General features: G+C 54.4%; 21 protein-coding genes. 16 read left to right on the top strand and 5 right to left on the bottom strand.

Going from position 1 to position 20,271, the window contains the following annotated elements; translation table 11 throughout:
- Positions 1-52 precede the first annotated feature (52 nt).
- Complete coding sequence (locus KUE00_RS09755; RefSeq protein WP_246759630.1) at positions 53-571, top strand: O-acetyl-ADP-ribose deacetylase; 519 nt, start codon at positions 53-55, stop codon at positions 569-571.
- Between the two features lie 51 nt (positions 572-622).
- Here KUE00_RS09755 and pspF read toward each other — a convergent pair whose 3' ends face one another.
- The gene (pspF, locus tag KUE00_RS09750) at positions 623-1,606 is read right to left on the bottom strand and encodes a phage shock protein operon transcriptional activator (protein WP_246759628.1); all 984 of its coding nucleotides are present in this window, start codon (positions 1,604-1,606) and stop codon (positions 623-625) included.
- 158 nt (positions 1,607-1,764) lie between these two features.
- Here pspF and pspA point away from each other — a divergent pair, with 158 nt between their 5' ends.
- The 8 genes from pspA to KUE00_RS09710 all read left to right on the top strand — a co-directional run bounded on the left by pspA (position 1,765) and on the right by KUE00_RS09710 (position 8,219).
- The gene (gene pspA, locus KUE00_RS09745; RefSeq protein WP_246759627.1) at positions 1,765-2,430 is read left to right on the top strand and encodes a phage shock protein PspA; all 666 of its coding nucleotides are present in this window, start codon (positions 1,765-1,767) and stop codon (positions 2,428-2,430) included.
- A 56-nt stretch (positions 2,431-2,486) separates the two neighbouring features.
- Positions 2,487-2,714, top strand: a complete 228-nt coding sequence (gene pspB, locus KUE00_RS09740) for an envelope stress response membrane protein PspB (protein ID WP_246759626.1) — start codon at positions 2,487-2,489, stop codon at positions 2,712-2,714.
- Complete coding sequence (pspC, locus tag KUE00_RS09735) at positions 2,711-3,067, top strand: envelope stress response membrane protein PspC (RefSeq protein ID WP_246759625.1); 357 nt, start codon at positions 2,711-2,713, stop codon at positions 3,065-3,067. Before pspB ends, pspC begins: the two co-directional genes overlap by 4 nt.
- A gap of 26 nt (positions 3,068-3,093) precedes the next feature.
- Positions 3,094-3,318 carry a phage shock protein PspD gene (gene pspD / locus KUE00_RS09730; RefSeq protein ID WP_246759624.1) on the top strand — a complete coding sequence of 75 codons (225 nt, stop codon included), beginning with the start codon at positions 3,094-3,096 and terminating at the stop codon, positions 3,316-3,318.
- 58 nt (positions 3,319-3,376) lie between these two features.
- Positions 3,377-4,774 carry a YcjX family GTP-binding protein gene (locus KUE00_RS09725; protein ID WP_246759623.1) on the top strand — a complete coding sequence of 466 codons (1,398 nt, stop codon included), beginning with the start codon at positions 3,377-3,379 and terminating at the stop codon, positions 4,772-4,774.
- Positions 4,771-5,808, top strand: a complete 1,038-nt coding sequence (locus KUE00_RS09720; protein WP_246759621.1) for a YcjF family protein — start codon at positions 4,771-4,773, stop codon at positions 5,806-5,808. The genes KUE00_RS09725 and KUE00_RS09720 overlap by 4 nt, the downstream gene beginning before the upstream one ends.
- A gap of 91 nt (positions 5,809-5,899) precedes the next feature.
- A complete protein-coding gene (gene tyrR, locus KUE00_RS09715; RefSeq protein WP_246759620.1) occupies positions 5,900-7,456 on the top strand; it encodes a transcriptional regulator TyrR in 1,557 nt (518 codons plus the stop codon).
- 61 nt (positions 7,457-7,517) lie between these two features.
- Positions 7,518-8,219 (top strand): LuxR family transcriptional regulator, encoded by a 702-nt coding sequence (locus KUE00_RS09710; protein WP_246759618.1) that lies wholly within the window; start codon positions 7,518-7,520, stop codon positions 8,217-8,219.
- A gap of 39 nt (positions 8,220-8,258) precedes the next feature.
- Here KUE00_RS09710 and tpx read toward each other — a convergent pair whose 3' ends face one another.
- The gene (gene tpx, locus KUE00_RS09705; protein ID WP_246759617.1) at positions 8,259-8,762 is read right to left on the bottom strand and encodes a thiol peroxidase; all 504 of its coding nucleotides are present in this window, start codon (positions 8,760-8,762) and stop codon (positions 8,259-8,261) included.
- A 157-nt stretch (positions 8,763-8,919) separates the two neighbouring features.
- Here tpx and ycjG point away from each other — a divergent pair, with 157 nt between their 5' ends.
- Entirely contained in the window at positions 8,920-9,900 is a 981-nt protein-coding gene (ycjG, locus tag KUE00_RS09700) for an L-Ala-D/L-Glu epimerase (protein ID WP_246759616.1), read from the top strand.
- On the opposite strand, the gene mpaA is transcribed toward ycjG, so the two are convergent.
- Positions 9,883-10,590, bottom strand: a complete 708-nt coding sequence (gene mpaA / locus KUE00_RS09695; RefSeq protein ID WP_246759615.1) for a murein tripeptide amidase MpaA — start codon at positions 10,588-10,590, stop codon at positions 9,883-9,885. The two genes, ycjG and mpaA, sit on opposite strands and share 18 nt — an antisense overlap.
- A 167-nt stretch (positions 10,591-10,757) precedes the next feature.
- On the opposite strand from mpaA, the gene KUE00_RS09690 reads away from it, so the two are divergent.
- From KUE00_RS09690 to licT, 3 genes are all read left to right on the top strand, one after another.
- Positions 10,758-12,377 carry a peptide ABC transporter substrate-binding protein gene (locus tag KUE00_RS09690; protein WP_246759614.1) on the top strand — a complete coding sequence of 540 codons (1,620 nt, stop codon included), beginning with the start codon at positions 10,758-10,760 and terminating at the stop codon, positions 12,375-12,377.
- Between the two features lie 145 nt (positions 12,378-12,522).
- Entirely contained in the window at positions 12,523-12,852 is a 330-nt protein-coding gene (locus KUE00_RS09685; RefSeq protein ID WP_246759613.1) for a hypothetical protein, read from the top strand.
- Between the two features lie 162 nt (positions 12,853-13,014).
- Complete coding sequence (gene licT / locus KUE00_RS09680; protein WP_246759612.1) at positions 13,015-13,878, top strand: BglG family transcription antiterminator LicT; 864 nt, start codon at positions 13,015-13,017, stop codon at positions 13,876-13,878.
- A 214-nt stretch (positions 13,879-14,092) separates the two neighbouring features.
- On the opposite strand, the gene KUE00_RS09675 is transcribed toward licT, so the two are convergent.
- Both KUE00_RS09675 and bglF read right to left on the bottom strand, forming a co-directional pair.
- Positions 14,093-15,496, bottom strand: coding sequence for a glycoside hydrolase family 1 protein (locus KUE00_RS09675; protein ID WP_246759611.1), 1,404 nt, complete (start codon positions 15,494-15,496; stop codon positions 14,093-14,095).
- A gap of 19 nt (positions 15,497-15,515) precedes the next feature.
- Positions 15,516-17,393: a PTS beta-glucoside transporter subunit IIABC gene (gene bglF / locus KUE00_RS09670; protein WP_246759610.1), complete on the bottom strand. Its 1,878-nt coding sequence runs from the start codon at positions 17,391-17,393 to the stop codon at positions 15,516-15,518.
- 315 nt (positions 17,394-17,708) lie between these two features.
- On the opposite strand from bglF, the gene zntB reads away from it, so the two are divergent.
- The 3 genes from zntB (at position 17,709) to ttcA (ending at position 20,178) form a co-directional block, all read left to right on the top strand.
- A complete protein-coding gene (gene zntB, locus KUE00_RS09665; protein WP_246759608.1) occupies positions 17,709-18,692 on the top strand; it encodes a zinc transporter ZntB in 984 nt (327 codons plus the stop codon).
- Between the two features lie 242 nt (positions 18,693-18,934).
- Positions 18,935-19,141 (top strand): proline-rich small protein YnaL, encoded by a 207-nt coding sequence (ynaL, locus tag KUE00_RS09660; RefSeq protein ID WP_425523574.1) that lies wholly within the window; start codon positions 18,935-18,937, stop codon positions 19,139-19,141.
- A gap of 143 nt (positions 19,142-19,284) precedes the next feature.
- Positions 19,285-20,178, top strand: a complete 894-nt coding sequence (gene ttcA, locus KUE00_RS09655) for a tRNA 2-thiocytidine(32) synthetase TtcA (protein WP_246759605.1) — start codon at positions 19,285-19,287, stop codon at positions 20,176-20,178.
- Positions 20,179-20,271 lie beyond the last annotated feature (93 nt).

The following is a 20,271-nucleotide window of genomic DNA, read 5'->3' as shown; positions in this document are numbered from 1 at the left end:
CGTACGGCAAAACCAGGTTAGCCAGCTATACTGACAGACACAGGAGGCGCTTATGTCAGATAAAATCAAGCTGTTACAAGGTGATATTACGAAAATAGCGGCCGAGGCGATCGTTAACGCGGCCAATTCTTCCCTGCTGGGCGGGGGAGGCGTAGATGGCGCGATCCATCGGGCCGGCGGGAAAACGATTCTGGCGGAATGTCAGGCTATCCGCGATCGTCAGGGTGGCTGCAATGAAGGCGATGCTGTTATTACCGGCGCTGGCAATCTTCCTGCCCGGTACGTAATTCATACCGTTGGCCCAGTCTGGCACGGCGGGCAAAACGGTGAGCCTGCCGTTTTGCGCAGCGCTTATCATCGCTGCTTTGATTTAACAGACCAGTACGCCATCAAGACACTCTCTTTCCCAAACATCAGTACCGGGATCTATCGTTTTCCCAAAAAGCTGGCGGCGCAGATTGCTGTAGAAGTTATTCTGGAGAGAACCAGCGCCGATATTGAGGCCGTAAACATCGTCTGCTTTGAGCCGGAAAACTACGCTATTTACCGTGATTTATTGGATAAGCTCTAGAAGCCTTCCGGCCATAGTCTCAACGCGTTAAGCAGGGCATAAAGTCGTAAATTAATCATCCGTCTTTATCTCAACGTTATGCTTCTTCATCATGGCCCGTAGCTGGTGGTAGGTGACGCCAAGCAGATCTGCCGCCCGCCGCTGGTTAAAGCGCGCCTGATGCAGACTCTTGTGCAGCAAATCTTTTTCCTGCTGATGCTGCCAGCGGCGTAAATCCAGCGGCAGCGTCGGCTGCTCACTGACGGCTTCAGTAGGACCCGGGGCATAAGCGCGCTGGAACGGATCGATAACAATCGCATCAAGTTCCTGTTCCGTGTCGCTGTGGCGATAGACAGAGCGCTCCACCACGTTTTTTAGCTCGCGGACGTTGCCTGGCCAGTGATGAGCCAGCAGCGTTTGCCGCGCACGGATAGAGAAACCAGGAAAAAAAGGCAGGCCCAGCTCGCGGCACATCTGAATAGCAAAATGTTCCGCCATTACCAGAATGTCGCTACGGCGCTCGCGCAGCGGCGGTAGCTGGACGACATCAAAGGCGAGCCTGTCTAACAGGTCAGCGCGAAATTTTCCCTCTTCAGCCAGGCGCGGCAAATCCGCATTAGTGGCGCAAACCAGCCGGACGCTAACCTGCAACGGCTGACTGCCGCCGACGCGTTCCAGCTGACCATATTCAATTACCCGCAGCAGTTTTTCCTGCACAAGCATCGGTGCCGTAGCCAGCTCGTCCAGAAACAGCGTCCCGCCGTCGGCGCGCTCAAAGCGGCCAAGATGGCGTTTTTGAGCGCCGGTAAAAGCCCCGGCCTCATGGCCGAAAAGCTCGGAGTCCAGCAGGTTTTCGTTTAATGCCGCGCAGTTTAGCGAAACGAAAGGACCTTGCCAGCGCTCGGAAAGATAGTGCAGACGGCTGGCGATCAGCTCTTTACCCGTCCCACGCTCGCCGATAACCAACACCGGCTTATTTAGCGGCGCCAGACGAGAAACCTGCTCCAGCACTTCCAGAAAATTGTTCGACTCGCCCAGCAGCGTCTCTTTTTCCATTAATTTCACCAGGTGTTAGTTATTTACACCACCTTAGACAAGAAGCCGCGAGAAGTAAATCAGTTAATTTACATAAAATCAACAAGATAAAAGTTGGCACGCCGTTTGAATAGTAGTTAGCAGGTCACCAATAATAGTGAATGAAGAGGATTGTGATTATGGGTATTTTTTCTCGTTTTGCCGACATCGTGAACGCCAATATCAACTCGTTGCTGGAAAAAGCGGAAGACCCGCAAAAGCTGGTGCGCCTGATGATTCAGGAAATGGAAGATACGCTGGTGGAAGTTCGCTCTACGTCGGCGCGGGCGCTGGCAGAAAAGAAACAGCTGTTGCGTCGTATTGAGCAGGCAGAAGTTCAGCAGGCTGAATGGCAGGAAAAGGCGGAGCTGGCGCTGCGCAGAGATAAAGACGATCTGGCTCGCGCTGCCCTGATCGAAAAACAGAAGCTGAGCGATCTGACCACGTCGTTAACGCGTGAAGTTGAACAGGTAGAAGAGACGTTAAGCCGCATGAAGGGTGAAATCGGCGAGCTGGAGAAAAAGCTAAGCGAAACTCGCGCCCGCCAGCAGGCTCTGACGCTGCGCCACCAGGCCGCTTCGTCCTCTCGCGATGTGCGTCGCCAGCTGGACAGCGGCAAGATTGATGAAGCGATGGCTCGCTTTGAATCTTTTGAACGCCGCATCGACAGTATGGAAGCCGAAGCGGAAAGCCACGGTTTTGGTAAACCAAAAACGCTGGATCAGCAGTTTGCGGAACTGCAGGCCGATGATGCTATTTCTGAACAGCTGGCCGCGCTGAAAGCAAAAATGAACCGTAGTGAGTAACTGTTACCCGGTGGCATTCTGTGGAATGCCCGGTTTTATGCAAGCAAGGAGAGTGAATGAGCGCGTTATTTCTGGCGATACCGCTGACGATATTTATGCTGTTTGTGGCGCCGGTCTGGCTATGGCTGCACTACAGTAACCGTCAGAACAGTGATGCCACACTGTCGCAAAGCGAACTGCAACGGCTACAGCAGATGACTCAGGATGCTCGCCGCATGCGGGAACGTATTCAGGCGCTGGAAGAGATTCTGGATGCTGAACATCCCAACTGGAGGCAGCCATGATAGCGAACGGCAGTAAAAAACTTTACCGCATTCCCGCTCGCGGTAAGGTCAAAGGCGTTTGCGCCGGTATTGCCGACTATCTGGATATCCCGGTGCGGCTGGTGCGGGTAATTGTGGTGCTGTCGATGATTTTTGGCCTGTTTATGGTCACGCTGGTGGCCTACTTTATTCTGGCGTTTGTGCTGGATGAAATGCCGGAAAGTGAAGAAAAAAGCGAAAAAGCGCCGACGGCACACCAGCTGCTGGACAAGCTCGAAGCGGAGCTGCAGGGTGGAGAAACGCATCTGCGCGATATTGAGCGCTATGTAACCTCAGAGACTTTCAGCGTGCGGAGCCGATTTCGCCAGCTGTAAGGACGTTAATTTACCGGAGAACTGTTATGCGCAACTGGCAATCTGCTTTACAACGTAACGCCGCGCCCACGCTGAAAAAGGCCGGTAAATTTGTCCTGCTGGGCGTGCTGAGCTACGGCCCGGCTGGCTTAACGGGTTGGGCGGTGAAATCCGTGGCCCGCCGCCCGCTGAAAATCGTGCTGGCCTGGGCGCTGGAACCTTTAATTCGTCGCGTGCTGCGCGGCGCCACGGCACGCTGGCAAAAACCCTGATCGTCGCGGCTATGCTATTCTGAGCCGCAAAACGGAGCGGTCTTAAGGATACTGACCAATGAAACGACTTCAGACAGAATTGCTGTCGCTGATGAACAGGGGCGCAGATCGGCATCTGCGCCTGGCCGTTACCGGCCTGAGCCGCAGCGGCAAAACCGCCTTTATTACCTCGCTGGTCAACCAACTACTTAACGTCAACGCCGGTGCGCGCCTGCCGATGTTTTCCGCCGCGCGCGAAGGCCGTTTGCTGGGCGTAAAACGCGTGCCCCAGCGCGATATGGGCATCCAGCGCTTTACCTATGACGAAGGGCTGGCGCAGCTCTATAGCGATACACCTGCCTGGCCCACGCCCACCCGTGGCGTAAGCGAAATGCGTCTTGCACTGCGCTACCGCTCGCGCGAGTCGCTGCTACGCCATTTTAAAGAAACCTCCACGCTCTACCTGGAAATTGTCGATTATCCCGGCGAATGGCTGCTGGATCTGCCGATGCTGGCGCAGGATTACCTGAGCTGGTCGCGCCAGATGACCAGCCTGCTCCAGGGCGATCGTGCGGGCTGGTCGATGACGTGGCGCAAGCTTTGCGAAGGGTTAGACCCGCTGGCGGCGGCTGATGAAAACCGGCTTGCTGAGATCGCCGCAGCCTGGACCGATTATCTGCTCAAGTGTAAAAGAGAAGGGCTGCATTTTATCCAGCCGGGCCGTTTTGTTTTGCCTGGCGATATGGCTGGCGCACCGGCCTTACAGTTTTTCCCGTGGCCGCAGGTCGAGGAAATGGGCGAGTCCAGGCTGGCGCAGGCCGACGCCAGCAGCAATATCGGCATGCTGCGCGCGCGTTACAACTATTACTGTCAGCATGTAGTTAAAGGTTTTTATAAAAATCACTTTCTGCGCTTCGACCGGCAAATTGTGCTGGTCGACTGTCTGCAACCGCTAAACAGCGGCCCGCAGGCTTTTAATGATATGCGGCTGGCGCTGACGCAGCTGATGCAAAGCTTCTCTTACGGTCAGCGGACGTTATTCAGGCGTCTGTTTTCACCCGTGATCGACAAGCTGTTGTTTGCCGCCACCAAATCCGATCACGTTACCGGCGATCAGCATGTCAACCTGGTTTCGCTACTGCAACAGCTGGTACAGGATGCCTGGCAAAATGCCGCTTTCGAAGGCATTACCATGGACTGTCTGGGACTGGCGTCGGTACAGGCAACGCAAAGCGGGTTGGTCGATCATCAGGGTGAAAAAATTCCGGCGCTGCGTGGCCATCGTCTGGCCGACAACGAATCGCTGACCGTTTATCCGGGAGAAGTGCCGCCGCGCCTGCCGGATAACGCGTTCTGGCAGCAGCAGGGATTTCATTTTGAACAGTTCAGGCCGCAAAAGGCGGAAACCGATCGGCCATTACCGCATATTCGTCTGGACGCGGCGCTGGAATTTTTATTGGGAGATAAACTGCGATGAACGCACCGCTTAAACCACGTATAGATTTCGCACAGCCGCTGACGGAAGAAAAAACCGAGACCATTAAAGCCGCGCGCTTTTTTGCCCAACAGGATGAACGTTTTATCGCTGTCGATCCGGAGCAACAGCCGGAAGAAGAAGATGCGGGCGAAAAAGCGGTGGAGGCAGCGCTCAGGCCGAAACGCAGCCTGTGGCGCACGCTGGTAAAAACCGGGCTGGCGCTGTTTGGCGCAAGCGTAGTGGCGCAAGGTGTGCAGTGGACTTATCACGCCTGGCAGGCTCAGGACTGGATTGGACTGGGCGGCTGCGCGGCCGGAGGCTTAATAGTGGTCGCCGGAGCGGGTTCGTTAATCGGCGAATGGCGACGGCTCTATCGCCTGCGCGAGCGCGCCGAAGAACGTGATATTGGCCGCGAGCTGTTAGCCAGCCAGAGCATGGGCAAAGGCCGCGAGTTTTGCGAAAAGCTGGCGCGGCAGGCGGGACTGGATCGCAGCCATCCTGCTCTACAAAGCTGGCATGCGGCGCTGCACGAAACCCATAACGATCGCGAAATCGTGGCGCTCTATGCGCAAATAGTGCAGCCGGTGCTGGATAATCAGGCTCGTCGTGAAATCGGCCGTAGCGCCGCAGAATCGACGTTGATGATTGCGGTCAGCCCGCTGGCGCTGGTTGATATGGCTTTTATCGCCTGGCGCAATCTGCGTCTGGTCAACCGTATTGCCGCACTTTACGGCATTGAGCTGGGCTATTTCAGCCGTATCCGCCTGTTTCGTCTGGTGCTGTTGAATATTGCCTTCGCGGGCGCTTCGGAACTGATCAGAGAGGTCGGCATGGACTGGATGTCGCAGGATCTGGCCGCGCGCTTTTCTGCCCGCGCGGCTCAAGGGATCGGGGCTGGCTTGCTGACCGCGCGTCTGGGGATTAAAACGATGGAGCTTTGCCGCCCGCTGCCCTGGCTTGAGGGTGACAAGCCGAAGTTAGGCGATTTCCGCCGCGATCTGGTGGTTAAACTTAAAGAAACGTTGCAGAAATAGCCGACTGTCAACTTTTGCTTCCGCAACGCTTCTGACCCCTGCGTCAATGGGGTATTATCAACGTTCGCCCGGAATTGATAAAGGTTTACACATGCGTCTGGAAGTTTTTTGCCAGGACCGACTTGGTCTGACTCGCGAACTGCTCGATCTGCTGGTTGAAAGAAACATTGACCTGCGCGGCATCGAAATTGCCCCTATCGGGCGCATTTACCTGAATTTTTCCGCCGTGGCTTTCGAGCAGTTCAGCCAGCTGATGGCGGAAATCCGCCGTATCCCTAGCGTGACGGATGTCCGCACTATCGCCTTTTTGCCTTCCGAGCGCGAGCACAGGGCACTAAGCGCGCTGCTGGTAGCGCTGCCGGAGCCGGTTTTCTCTATCGATTTAAAAAGTAAGGTTGAGCTGGCCAATCCGGCGGCGCAGGCACTGTTTTCACTTAATGAAGAAAAGATGCGCAACTACGGCGCGGGCGCGCTAATCAGCGGCTTTAACTTTCTTCGCTGGCTGGAGAGCGAGCACAGGGAACCGCAGGCGCATCACGTTGTTATTCAGGGCCGCGACTTTTTGATGGAGGTGACGCCCATTTTTGCCGCCAGCGAAAACGAGCTGGCGGGCGCGGTAGTGATGCTGAAATCTACGGCACGAATGGGCCAGCAGCTGCAAAACCTGGTGGTTAACGACGACAGTGACTTCCAGCACATCGTCGCGGTAACGCCGAAAATGCGGCAGGTTGTCGATCAGGCGCGCAAGCTGGCGATGCTGGATGCGCCGCTGCTGATTGTTGGTGATACCGGCACCGGTAAAGATATGCTGGCTCGCGCCTGTCATTTACGTAGCGCGCGCGGCAAGAAACCGTTCCTGGCGCTGAACTGCGCCTCTTTGCCGGACGACGTGGCCGAAAGCGAGCTTTTTGGTCACGCGGCAGGGGCCTATCCCAACGCGCTGGAAGGTAAAAAGGGCTTTTTCGAGCAGGCCAACGGCGGCTCGGTGCTGCTGGATGAGATTGGCGAAATGTCGCCGCGCATGCAAACCAAACTGCTACGTTTTCTTAATGACGGCACGTTTCGTCGCGTTGGCGAAGAGCATGAAGTGCACGTCAACGTGCGGGTTATCTGCGCGACGCAGAAAAACCTGACGGAAATGGTGCAGCGCGGCGAGTTTCGTGAGGACCTTTTCTATCGGCTTAACGTGCTGACGTTAAACCTGCCGCCGCTGCGCGACCGTCCGCAGGATATTTTGCCGCTGGCAGAGATGTTCGTTGCGCGTTTTGCTGACGAGCAGGGCGTGCCAAGGCCGAAGCTTTCTCCGCAGCTTAACGCCTTTCTCAGCCGCTATACCTGGCCTGGCAACGTGCGCCAGTTGAAAAACGCGCTTTATCGGGCGCTCACGCAGCTGGAGGGCTACGAGCTGCGGCCGCAGGATATCATTTTGCCCGAATCTACAATGGCGATTCAGCTGGGCGAAGAGGCGATGGAAGGTTCGCTGGACGACATTACCAGCCGCTTTGAGCGTTCGGTATTAACCAAACTCTATCTTTCCTATCCCAGTACCCGCAAGCTGGCGAAGCGCCTTGGCGTTTCGCATACCGCTATCGCCAATAAGCTGCGCGAGTATGGCTTGAGTAAAAAAGCGGACAGTGACGAAAAATAGCGTGCAGCCAGGGTACGCATGCTACCGGTAGCGTACCCATCAATAAAAAGAGAAGCGGTTAATGAAAAAAGACGCTCACGTCATCCAGAAATACATTGAAACGGAGCTGGCCCGTTTTGGTAATTTTAGCTGGGCCTATGTCGTTTTAGAAAAGAAAAGCATGGTGTTAAATTTCTACGCCACTAACTATCCGCAAGAATGGGTACAGCACTATTTTGATAATAACCTGCAGTGTACCGATCCGGTCGTCAGTACCGCGCTAAAAAGCGTGACGCCCTTTGCCTGGAATGAAAACATGAAGTCGGGCAACTATCATCATGGCGATGACGTGTTCGAAAAGGCGGCAGGCTACAATATTCGTCAGGGTTATACGTTTGTACTGCATGACTACAATAATAATCTGGTTACGCTGACGCTAATTAATGACGGCAACGTAGCGGAAGAAATGGCGCATATCATTAAGTTTCATAAGGGCCGACTGAATCTGTTTCTGGCGAGCCTGCATGAAAAATATCTGTCGCTGGCTTCGTCAGTTGAAGAAAATAAAAGCTCCCCGCTGGCGCTGTTTACTAAACGAGAAAATGCCGTCCTGTACTGGGTTAGCCTGGGGAAAACCTATGACGAAACCGGAACGATTTTAGGTATTAAAACCACCACAATAAAATTTCATATTGCCAATATCGTTAAAAAGCTCGGCGTTACCAATGCCAGACAGGCGATATGTCTGGGCGTAGAGTTACAGCTGGTAAAGCCTGCGGATTAAACATGCGACAAGGGCCGATACCCGATCGGCCCTTAAAAATTACTTCAGCGCGGCTAATGCACTGTCATAGTCTGGCTCGGTAGCAATCTCATCCACCAGCTGGCTGTAGAGAACCTTATCGTGTTCGTCCAGCACGACCACCGCGCGGGCAGTCAGGCCCTTTAACGCGCCTTCGCTAATGCCCACGCCGTAATCCTCTTTAAATTCATCGCCGCGCAGCGTGGACAGCGTAATCACATTGCTTAGCCCGTCTGAACCGCAAAAGCGTGACTGGGCAAAAGGCAGATCGGAAGAGATACAGAGTACCACCGCGTTATCAATTTCACCCGCCAGCTGGTTGAACTTGCGCACCGATGCGGCGCAGACGCCGGTATCCACGCTCGGGAAAATATTCAGCACCTTGCGCTTGCCCGCAAAGTGAGAGAGCGCAACATCAGAAAAATCTTTGGCAACCAGTGAAAACGGCTTTGCCGTCTCGCCTGGCGTCGGCAGCTGGCCCGTTACGGCAACAGGGTTGCCCTGGAAATGTACGGTCTGAGTCATAATCTTTCCTTATAAGCGCAGTAAACATTGTCTTGAGTGTAAGACATGGCGCTAAACTCCAACAGATAAAAGCGCAACATTTCGCGCTTTATTGTGTGTCCCACATGGAATGACTATGGTGTTGGGTAAAGATGTTCTCTGCCAAAAGGAACCGCTAATGAGAAGAGTTAAGGTCTGGCCGGAAAGCTGGCCGTTACGCACCTCTTTTATTATCGCTCGCGGTGAGCGAAATGAGGCGGGCGTGGTGGTGGTTGAGGTGGAAGAAGAGGGCATTAAAGGCGTGGGCGAATGTACCCCTTATCCGCGCTATGGCGAAACGGCTGCATCGGTGCAGGCGCAAATTGCCGGACTAATTAGCGAACTGGAGCAGGGAATGACGCGGGAACAGCTACAGCAGGCCCTGCCGGCAGGCGCTGCGCGTAACGCTATCGACTCGGCATTATGGGATCTTCAGGCTCGCAGGCAGCAAAGCGATTTATGGCAGCTTACCGCAATGGCTCAGCCGGATACGATTGAAATGGCGCAGACGATAAGCCTGGAAGCGCCAGAAGTGATGGCAAGCAGCGCGCTGGCGCTGTGGCAGAATGGTGCAAGGTTGCTCAAAATCAAGATGGATAACTCGCTGATTACCGAGCGGCTGGTGGCGATACGTGCTGCCGTGCCGCAAGCGGTGCTGGTGGTAGATGCCAACGAATCCTGGCATAGCGAGGGGCTTGCGGCACGCTGTCAGCTGCTGGCGGATTTAGGCGTCGTGATGCTGGAGCAGCCGCTGCCTGCTGACGATGACGCCATGCTGGAAAACTTTATCCATCCGTTACCGATCTGCGCAGACGAAAGCTGCCATACGCGAGCAACGCTGCCCGCGCTGGCGGGACGCTACGAAATGATCAACATCAAGCTGGATAAGACAGGCGGCCTGACCGAGGCGCTGGCGCTGGCGGCGGCGGCAAAAGAGGCCGGGCTGGAAGTGATGCTGGGCTGCATGCTTTGCACCTCCAGGGCTATCCGCGCCGCGCTGCCGTTGGTCAATCTGTCGCGCTTTGTCGATCTGGATGGCCCAACCTGGCTGGCTGACGACGCGGAGCCAGCACTGCCTTTTTGCTGCGGCGGGATCAGGCTGTCAAATGCCGTGGCTTAGCAAGGCCACCAGCGCATCCAGATATTTTTCGCTGGCCTCGTCGGCTGAAACGGGCGGTAGTTCTGCGGTAATCACCGGCAAATTCAGGTCAGCGCACCAGCTGCCAAAAGAGCCGGGCGTAGCGTAACCAACCGAGGTGACCAGCGGCAAAGCCATTCTGGCCGCCAGCCAGTGGCCCAGCGGGCTGGCATGCGGATCTTCAATACAGGCCAGCGGTTCATGGAAACTGATAACCCAGGCGGGCTTGAGCTGGTGAACCAGCGCGCACAGCGCCTGCGTTTCCGGCTCGGAACCGGCGCTTTCTCCCGCCGACAGCGCCACGTCCCGCTCCTCCGCCACGCTGTTCCAGCGGTAGACCGTTTCGCCTGCGCGCCAGTTCGCGGCTGGAAAGTTACGGTTTAGATCGACGCCCCGCGCATTTGAACGCAAGCCAAGCTGGCAGCCGTCCGGGTTAACGGCCAGCACCACATGGTGACGGCGATGCATATCCTGCAATGTCCGCATCGCACATGAAAGCGTAATAACGGCGGCCGTTTCGTCACCGTGCGTGCCTGCCAGAATCAGTCCGCTTTCCTCGTCTGCCTGTGGCGCGGGAAACCACAACAGGGGCGCACCCAATACACTACTGCCATAACGCTGAAAGGGCGCATTCAGTTTGCCGCGCTGCGGGCGTGGATGATTTTGAGGCATGGTGACTCCGTTCTGTTTCGCCAAAACCTTTTTATAGCAGAGGAAAGCGCAGGAAAGAGAATTAATGCTCAATCTTGATCGCATAAGAGCCGGAAAATGCTGTAGTAATGGCAATAATTTGCGTTAGAGTTCACAGATATTTTCACTGCTCCGATCGAGGTATCCTGATGAGGACTGCTTTTCGTTGTACGCTGACGCTCCTGGCACTGGCCGTTAGCGCTTCTCTGTATGCTGCTGACGTACCGCCCGGCACCGCGCTGGCCGACCGTCAGGAAATTGTCCGGCATATTAAAGATGAACCCGCCTCGCTCGATCCGGCAAAAGCCGTCGGCCTGCCGGAGATTCAGGTAATCCGCGATCTTTTCGAAGGGCTAACCAATCAGGATGCTCAGGGCCATATCGTGCCGGGCGTCGCGACGCAGTGGCAGACAACGGATAATAAAACCTGGATTTTTACGCTGCGTAAGGATGCACGCTGGTCTAACGGCGATGCCGTCACGGCCCGCGATTTTGTGTATAGCTGGCGACGTCTGGTCGATCCGCATACCGCTTCTACCTTCGCCTGGTTTGCCGAGCTTGCGGGTATCAGTAATGCGGCGGCCATCACTAAGGGAGAGATGCCGGCCGATAAGCTTGGCGTAACCGCGCTGGATGACTATCGCTTAAAAGTCACGCTGGACAAACCCGTGCCCTATTTTGTTAGCCTGACGGCAAATTTCAGCCTCTATCCCGTGTCCGGGAAAGCTATTGCTAAATGGGGTAGTGCCTGGACGCAGCCGGGAAATCTGGTGGGCAACGGTGCCTATAAATTGCAGGATCGCGTCGTTAACGAAAAGCTGGTGCTGGTGCGTAATGAAAGCTACTGGGACAATGCCCATAGCGTCATTAATAAGGTTACCTTCTTACCGATTAATGAAGAGTCGAGCGCCACCAAGCGCTATCGCGCTGGTGATATTGATATCACCGAATCCTTTCCCAAAAACATGTACGGCCTGCTGAAAAAGCAAATCCCGAATGAGGTCTATACGCCGGATCAGCTGGGCACTTATTACTATGCTTTCAACACGCAAAAAGGCCCGACGGCAGATGTCCGCGTACGTCAGGCGCTGTCGTGGAGCATCGATCGGCGAATCATCGCTGAAAAGGTGCTGGGCACGGGTGAAAAACCTGCCTGGCATTTCACTGCCGATGTGACCGCTGGCTTTAAGCCGACGCCTGGCCTTTTGCAGCAGCACAGCCAGGCCGAACTGAACGAGCAGGCCAAAGCGCTGCTGGCGGCCGCGGGCTATGGGCCCACGCATCCGCTTAATTTGACGCTGCTGTATAACAGCTCGGAAAATAACCAGAAGATCGCCATTGCCGTGGCCTCTATGTGGAAAAAGAATCTGGGCGTTAGCGTAAAATTGCAGAATCAGGAATGGAAAACTTACATCGACAGCCGCAACAGCGGCAACTTTGACGTTATCCGTGCCTCATGGGTGGGTGACTATAACGAACCGTCCACCTTTTTAAGCCTGCTGACCTCCAGCCACAGCGGCAATATTCCGCGCTTCAAGGATGCGGCCTATGACGACCTGCTGCAGCAGGCCAGCCGCGAAACAAACAGCGAAGCCCGCAATCAGGACTACAATCGCGCCGAGCAAATTCTTGCCGATAAAGCGCCAATCGCGCCCATCTATCAGCTTTCCAATGGGCGACTGATTAAGCCGTGGGTAAAAGGCTATCCGATTACTAATCCGGAAGATGTCGCCTACAGCCGAACGTTGTATATCGTCAGGCATAACTGAAAGAGGGCGGGAAGGGAAAGTTGCAGCCTTCCAGGGGTGACGGCTAACGCGCAATAAACCAGCAATTAGTGCCGATGCTTTGCGCATCGTTATTTATCTGGTGGCAGATAATGACCACCAGAGACTTCTCGTTATCAGGTGCGTTATGGTTAAAATCGGAGTAGTGCTGTCTGTTTTACTGCTTTTATCCGGCTGTGCGTTAAAGCAGTATCCTTCCTCGCCACCGGTCAGCGAGGTGCAGAAAACCACGCTGGACTGTCCGGCCATTGAGAAAGAGATTGCCAGCCAGCAGCAGGTACAGAGCCAGATAGACAAAACCGGGCAGTTTGACGGGCTGACCGTATTGGGCTTTATCGGCGATTTCGGTATCGGTAACGGCGTGGCAAAAAGCCTTGCGCAGAAGCATGCCGACAAACGCATGAATGAGCTAAAAGCGCTGGAAAAAACGAAGTGTCCAACGCTGCTGCATAGCTGATTTCATTACAAATTTCGAGACATCTCACACTTCTTTGCGTAGAGCCTTGAGCTGTCCCCGCAATAGATTAAGGTAGCGTCTGGATTGCTACTGCTTCTCTGCAGGCAAAACCCGATCGCCGGAGCTTTCCGCGATCGGGTTTTTTTATTTGCGGGCCATAAGATGAAAATCAGCAAAATAGTCAATAACAACGTGGCGATCGTGCATGACGATCGAGGAAAAGAACAGGTAGTTATGGGGCGTGGTCTGGCGTTCCATAAACGCGTCGGTGACGTGCTTGATGCCGCTCAGGTTGAAAAAGTCTTTGCCTTGCAGGACAACACCCTGACGGGCAGGCTGGGCGAGTTGCTGCAGGAAATCCCCGTGGAGGTTATCGCGGTCAGCGAAGCCATTATCGCACTGGCCCGAACCTCGCTGACCAATCAGCTACATGAAAGCCTGGTGATTGGCCTGACCGATCATATTAATTTTGCGCTACAGCGCCAGCGGGAACAGATGCCCTTGCGTAACGTACTGCGCTGGGAGATCCGCTCGCTCTATCCTCAGGAATATACCATCGGGCTGAAGGCGCTGGAGATCGTCGCACAACAGCTTAGCGTGCGTCTGGAAGAAGATGAGGCCGGGTTTATTGCCCTGCACCTGGTTAACGCGCAACTGCACAGCGATATGCCAGAAGTTCTGTATATCACCCGCTTTATGCAGCAGATCCTGGATATCGTAAAATATCAGCTGAAAATCGAGTATCAGCCTGATTCGCTGAGCTATAACCGTTTCGTCACCCACCTGAAGTTCTTCGCCCAGCGCATGCTGGGAAAAAAGGGCGTTGCCAGCGACGACCGCTCACTGCATGACCTGGTGCGCAGCCGCTATCCACAGGCCTATCGCTGCGTAGAAAAGATCGACCGGCACGTCGTCAGGCATTACGCCTATACGCTAGGGACGGAGGAGCGCATGTTTTTGACTATCCATATAGAGCGCGTCAGAAAAGAGGCGCTGGCGCTGGAGGAGCAGGAAGACGAAGTCTGAGAGGGGCTGACGCTGGGGGAGCGGGAAGATAAAGCCTGATGGCTGGCAGCCTGCGCTGAAAACCAGCCGTACAGGGAGCCCGCGCTGAGAACCATCAAGCTCCCGATCGTCAGTAAACGCTTTTTTACCCATGCTGTGTTGCCCTGCCAGGTTCTGAAGGCGAGCCGTCTGCACTCGCCATTCCAGTACCGGTAACGCCTGCCTTAACAAATAGTTAGCCAGATTTCGCCTGTTTCAAACTGGCCCCCTGGGTTTTTATCACTTCCTGATACCACCAGAAGCTTTTTTTACGGCTGCGGGCAAGTGTACCCTTGCCTCGATCGTCGCGGTCGATGTAAATAAAGCCGTAGCGTTTGGAAAACTCCGCTTTAGAGGCGCTGACCAGATCGATCGGACCCCAGCTGGTGTAGCCCCAGACCTCTACGCCATCTTCTATTGCCTCCCTGACCTGAACCAGATGGTCGTTGAGATAGGCGATACGATAGTCATCATTGATGGCACCATCCGCTTCTGGTTTATCTCTGGCACCCAGCCCGTTTTCGACAATAAACAGCGGCTTCTGGTAACGGTCATACAGCTCGTTCATCAACAGACGCAGACCTTGTGGATCAATCTGCCAGCCCCATTCAGACGCGGGAAGATGCGGGTTAGGCACCATATCCAGGATATTGGCGCGGGCCCGATCCGACGTTTTATCCGCCGTCGCGCAGCCGGTCATATAATAACTGAATGAGATAAAGTCTACGGGCTGGCGCAGTTCAGCACGATCCTGTTCAGTGATGGCCAGCGTAATCCCTTGTTGCTTAAAGAAACGCGCCATATAGGCCGGATAAGCGCCGCGCACCTGAACATCGCCAAAGAACAGCCATTCGCGGTTCTTTTGCAGCGTCTCCAGCATATCTTCCGGCCGACAGGTCAGCGGATAAAGCAGGCCGCCTAACAGCATATTGCCAATTTTACCTTCGGGCACAATCTCGTGACAGGCCTTAACCGCGCGGGCGCTGGCGACCAGCTGATGGTGAATCGCCTGGTAGACGGCCTGCTTATTGCTCTCTTCCGGCAGGCCAACGCCGGTAAAAGGCGCATGCAGCGACATATTGATTTCATTAAATGTTAGCCAGTATTTCACCTTGTGCTGATAGCGCTGAAATACCGTGCGCGCATAGCGTTCAAAAAAATCGATGGTCTGGCGATTGCCCCAGCCACCATAATTTTTAACCAGCCCATAAGGCATTTCATAATGGGAAAGGGTGACCATCGGCGCAATATGGTATTTGGCCATTTCATCAAATAAGCGATCGTAAAAAGCCAGTCCCGCTTCGCAGGGCTGCGTTTCGTCGCCCTGAGGAAATATACGCGTCCAGGCGATAGAGATGCGCAAGACGGTAAAACCCATCTCCGCAAACAGCTTAATATCTTCCGGATAGCGATGATAAAAGTCGATAGCGACATCTTTAATATTGAAATCACCGGGCTGCCGCTCCACGCGTGCGCCAAAAATACCCTGTGGCTGAAGGTCGGAGGTAGAAACGCCTTTGCCATCCTCTTGCCAGGCACCTTCAACCTGGTTAGCGGCAACGGCGCCGCCCCAAAGGAAAGTCTGTGGGAATCTGTTCATAACGGGTTCCTTGTAGAAGTTAAACAATCAGGCTTATTAACGCCTTATTTTCTGAAACATATTCCTGCTCGCTGGCGGGCAGAACATCCAGATAATCATCGCTGTTGGTCACGATGACCGGCGTCGTCAGGTCATAACCGGCCTCGCGCAGGGCAGGAATATCAAACTCAATCAGCACATCGCCGCAGCGTATCGCCTGATCCTGCGTCACATGCGCAGTGAAATGTTTGCCGTTAAGCTGCACGGTATCCATCCCTACGTGGACCATGATTTCAATGCCGTTCTCAGCAATAAGCCCAACCGCATGGCCGGTACGAAATATGGAGGCAACGGTGCCGTCCACGGGTGAGATCACGCGGCCTGATTCCGGAATAATAGCGATGCCTTTACCCAGCAGGCCGCTGGCAAACGTTTCATCCGCCACCTTTTCCAGCGGAATAACTTTGCCGCTCAGCGGGCTGTTTAACGTCAGCGTTTTTATTAGCGGGGCCTGCTCCGGCGTAGCGGCTTCTGCGCTTTTTGTTACCGGCGGCGTAGCCTGGTTCAAACCAAAAAAGTAAGAAGCGAGAGCGGCAAAAACCAGTGAAAACAGTGAGCCGCCCAGTACAGCAAAAACGGTCACGTCGATCCCGGTTTTAGGCACGCTTTGAAAAAGGGTGAAGATGCTGGCAAGGCCAAAGGAATAGGTGCTGGCGTGATAAAAACCGATAAGCGCGGCACCCAGCGCGCCACCGATACAGCCAAAGATAAAGGGGCGACGATGGGGCAGCGTCACGCCATAGACCGCCGGTTCCGTAATGCCAAAAATGCTGGCGCTGAAGGCGGAAGCCGCAATGCCTTTTAATCTGGCGTCCCGCGTGCGCAGCATAACGCCCAGCGTTGCGCCGCCCTGGCCCATTACCGCCGCAAGCAGCAGCGGCAGAATAGAATCCTGACCGTAAATACTGAGGTTATTAATCATCAGCGGCACCAGGCCCCAGTGCAGGCCAAAGATGACAAACACCTGCCAGAACCCGCCTAAAAACAAGCCTGCCACCAGCGGACTCAGGCCGAAAATCCACAGGTAGCCGTTTGCCAGCAGCTGGCTGAGCCAGGTGGCGACCGGGCCGATAACCAGAAAACTTAGCGGTACCACCACGGCCAGGCAAACCAGCGGCGTAATGAAATTACGGATGGCGCCAGGCATGCGTGGATTCATCCAGCGTTCAAGCAGGCTGGCAAGCCAGGCAGCAAGGATAATGGGAATGACTGACGAAGCGTAATTAATCAGAATGACCGGGACGCCGAAAAAATGCATTGAAGCCTGGCCAGCCTGCTCCTGGGTAAAAGCCTGTAACATGACCGGATGCACCAGCGCAGCGCCAATCGCCATTGAGACAAAAGGATTGCCGCCAAATTTTTTGCCCGCACAGTAGCCCAGCACTATCGGGAAGAAGTAAAACAGGGCATCGCTGGCGACAAACAAAATCTGATAGCTGCCGCTTTGCTCTTTTAAAAGGCCTGCAGCCAGCGACAGCGCCAGCAAACCTTTTAGTATGCCCGATGCGGCCATCACGCCGAGAAATGGCGTAAAAATACCGGAAACGATATCGATAAACCGGTTAAACAGCGGCTGCTTTGCTGCCGTCGCCGTCGATTGCTCGCCTTCGCTCAGGCCTCCTTCCGCCAGCAGTGCCTGGTAAACCTCCCCTACGTGGTTGCCAATCACAACCTGGTACTGGCCGCCGCTTTCCACGACAGTGATAACACCCGGGTTTTGCTTCAGTGCTTCGGTATCGGGCTTTGCCAGTGAGTTAAGCTTAAAGCGCAGACGGGTGGCGCAGTGCACCAGCGACTGAATATTTTCCTTGCCCCCAACGCCCTTGAGGATCTGTTGGGCCAATGGCTGATAGTTCATAAATTAGCTCCCTTAATGCCATCGTTGGCGAAAAGCCAAAAAAAAACCTGAACCGCCTGCACCCGTAAAGGGATAAGCGGTTCAGGTTTTGCCTGTTTGAACAGTAACAATCCTGAATAGACAGACAGAAAATGACCTGATAGCGGCCAGATAACAAGAGAGGCGGCGCGGCAATTGCGCGATTCGTGAACCTCATCGCAATTTTATTTGCAGAATGACATGCTTTTTAACGCGGCGGGACAGGATCGCTGTTTTGCAGCAGCAGCGGCTCAGGCTACACTGCATCGTATTGATTATGCTAATTGTGGAGCAGCTGTGGACGTTATAGCAGGCAAAGCCTTACAGGTATCGGATGCCATTATTTCCTGTCAGCTGGATGGAAAGGGCGGATTAATTCCGATTGATGACAAAGATGTGATCCATTGCGACAAGCCCTGCTGGCTGCATCTTAACTATACGCATCGTGAAAGCGCGGAGTGGCTGATCTCGACGCCACTGCTTCCGGATGCGGTACGTGATGCGCTGGGCGGCGACAGCATGCGCCCCAGAGTCAATCGGCTGGGCGACGGCACGATGATTACCTTGCGCAGCGTAAATCTGAACAGCGAATCGCGGCCGGATCAGCTGGTTGTTGTGCGCGTATTTATTAACGAAAAGCTGATTGTTTCAACGCGTCAGCGCAAGGTTTTCGCCATTGACGAGGTGTTAACCGATTTGCAAAACGGTAACGGGCCAACCAACGGCGGAAGCTGGCTGGTGGACGTGTGCGACGCGCTGACCGACCACACCAGCGAATTTATCGAAGAGCTGCATGATAAAATCATTGAGCTGGAAGATGCCGTCGTCGATCAGCAGGTGCCGCCAAGAGGCGAGCTGGCGTTAATCCGCAAACAGTTAATTATCATGCGGCGCTACATGGCACCGCAGCGCGACGTATTTTCACGTATCGCCAGCGAACGTCTGCCCTGGATGAGCGACGATGACCGCCGCCGCATGCAGGACATTTCAGACCGGCTGGGAAGAGGGCTGGACGATCTGGATGCCAGCGTAGCGCGAACGGCCGTGCTGGCGGACGAAATCAGTACGGTGATGGCGGAAGCGATGAACCGTCGCACCTATACCATGTCGCTGCTGGCGATGGTTTTCTTGCCAACCACCTTCCTGACCGGCCTGTTTGGCGTTAACCTGGGCGGCATTCCGGGCGGTAACTGGCATTATGGTTTTTCTACCTTCTGCTTTTTGTTAGTGGTACTGGTGCTGGGTGTTGCCTGGTGGTTGCGTCGACGTAAATGGCTGTAACTTATCACGACTCTGCAGCGATAAAGCGCGAAAAGGGCGCGCAAAGCTGATCGATATCAATAAAAATTGTCGATGGCTGGGGCAAACTCTCTTTCGCAGGTGAATGCAACGTCAAGCGATGGGCGTTGCGCTCCATATTGTCTTACTTCCTTTTTTGAATTACTGCATAGCATTTATAATTCATACAGGCCGGCGCAAGCCGGCTTTTTTTTATGCGTTTGCCAGCGCGGTGGGTGGTGCCTATGCTTAAAGTTCACCTTAAGTCTGAGGAGGAAGATATGTTGTTCAACAACGTAATGGATACACCTCTGGCGTCAGACCCGATGCCGACCGATCCGATTCCGACCGATCCCGTTCCCATTCCGGACCCGATTCCAACACCGCAGCCGATGCCCGATCCGCCGCCGGATGTGCCAGACCCGATTACCGATCCGCCACCGCACATGTAAAAAGTTGGCCGGTTGATGAAACCGGCCATTCCGTCCTCTTGCCGAATATTTCCACCTCTGTGAAAAACCCGTATAATCCGCGCCAGACCAATGCCCAACCAGGAATTCGCCTGAAGGTTCACCTTTTGGCTTAATAAGTATTTATGAATCAGACTGATACAAGAAAAGAGACGCTGGAGTTCAACAAGCTGCAAAAGCGGCTCAGAAGAAACGTCGGCAACGCCATCAGCGACTACAACATGATCGAAGAAAACGACGTGGTGATGGCCTGCATGAGCGGCGGCAAAGACTCCTTTGCCATGTTAGATATTCTGCTCGGTTTGCAGAAGGTCGCGCCGGTAAAATTTGAGGTGGTTGCCGTTAACCTCGACCAGAAGCAGCCTGGTTTCCCTGAACACATTCTGCCGGACTACTTTGAAAGCCTGAATATTCCTTATTACATCGTTGATAAGGACACCTATTCCGTAGTGAAGGAAAAAATTCCGGAAGGAAAAACTACCTGCGGGCTTTGTTCGCGGCTCCGTCGCGGCACGCTTTATTCCTTTGCGGAACGTATCGGCGCGACAAAAATCGCGCTGGGCCATCATCTGGACGATATCGTTGAGACGCTGTTTCTGAATATTTTCCACGGCGCGCGCATGAAGGCGATGCCGCCAAAACTGCGCTCTGACGATGGTCGCAACGTGGTTATCCGCCCGCTGGCTTACTGCCGCGAAAAGGATCTGATTGCTTACGCGGAACAGAAAGATTTCCCGATAATCCCGTGTAACCTGTGTGGATCCCAGGAGAATCTACAGCGTCAGTCAATCAAAGCGATGCTGTCAGAGTGGGATAAAAAAGAGCCGGGCCGCGTCGAAAGCGTCTTTAAATCGCTGCAAAACGTCAGCCCAAGCCAGCTTGCGGATCGTAACCTGTTCGATTTTGTTAATCTGCCGCTGGATCGTGAAGGGGAAAGAGAAGAGTACGCCTTTACCGAAGCTACCGTTTCTTCTACCAATATTGATAAGTCGATGTTTATCGACGTCACCAATATTTGAAGCAAAAGGGGAGTTCCGCTCCCCTTTGTTTACGATACAAACGCGCGGTTGACAGTAACGACCGTCCGCGCTTTTCTGTTACACTCAGCGTCA

Source organism: Erwinia phyllosphaerae (genome assembly GCF_019132875.1).
Classification (GTDB): Bacteria; Pseudomonadota; Gammaproteobacteria; order Enterobacterales; family Enterobacteriaceae; genus Erwinia; species Erwinia phyllosphaerae.
The sequence above is the reverse complement of the archived record's forward strand: the minus strand, read 5'-3'. Positions and strand labels throughout refer to the sequence as shown.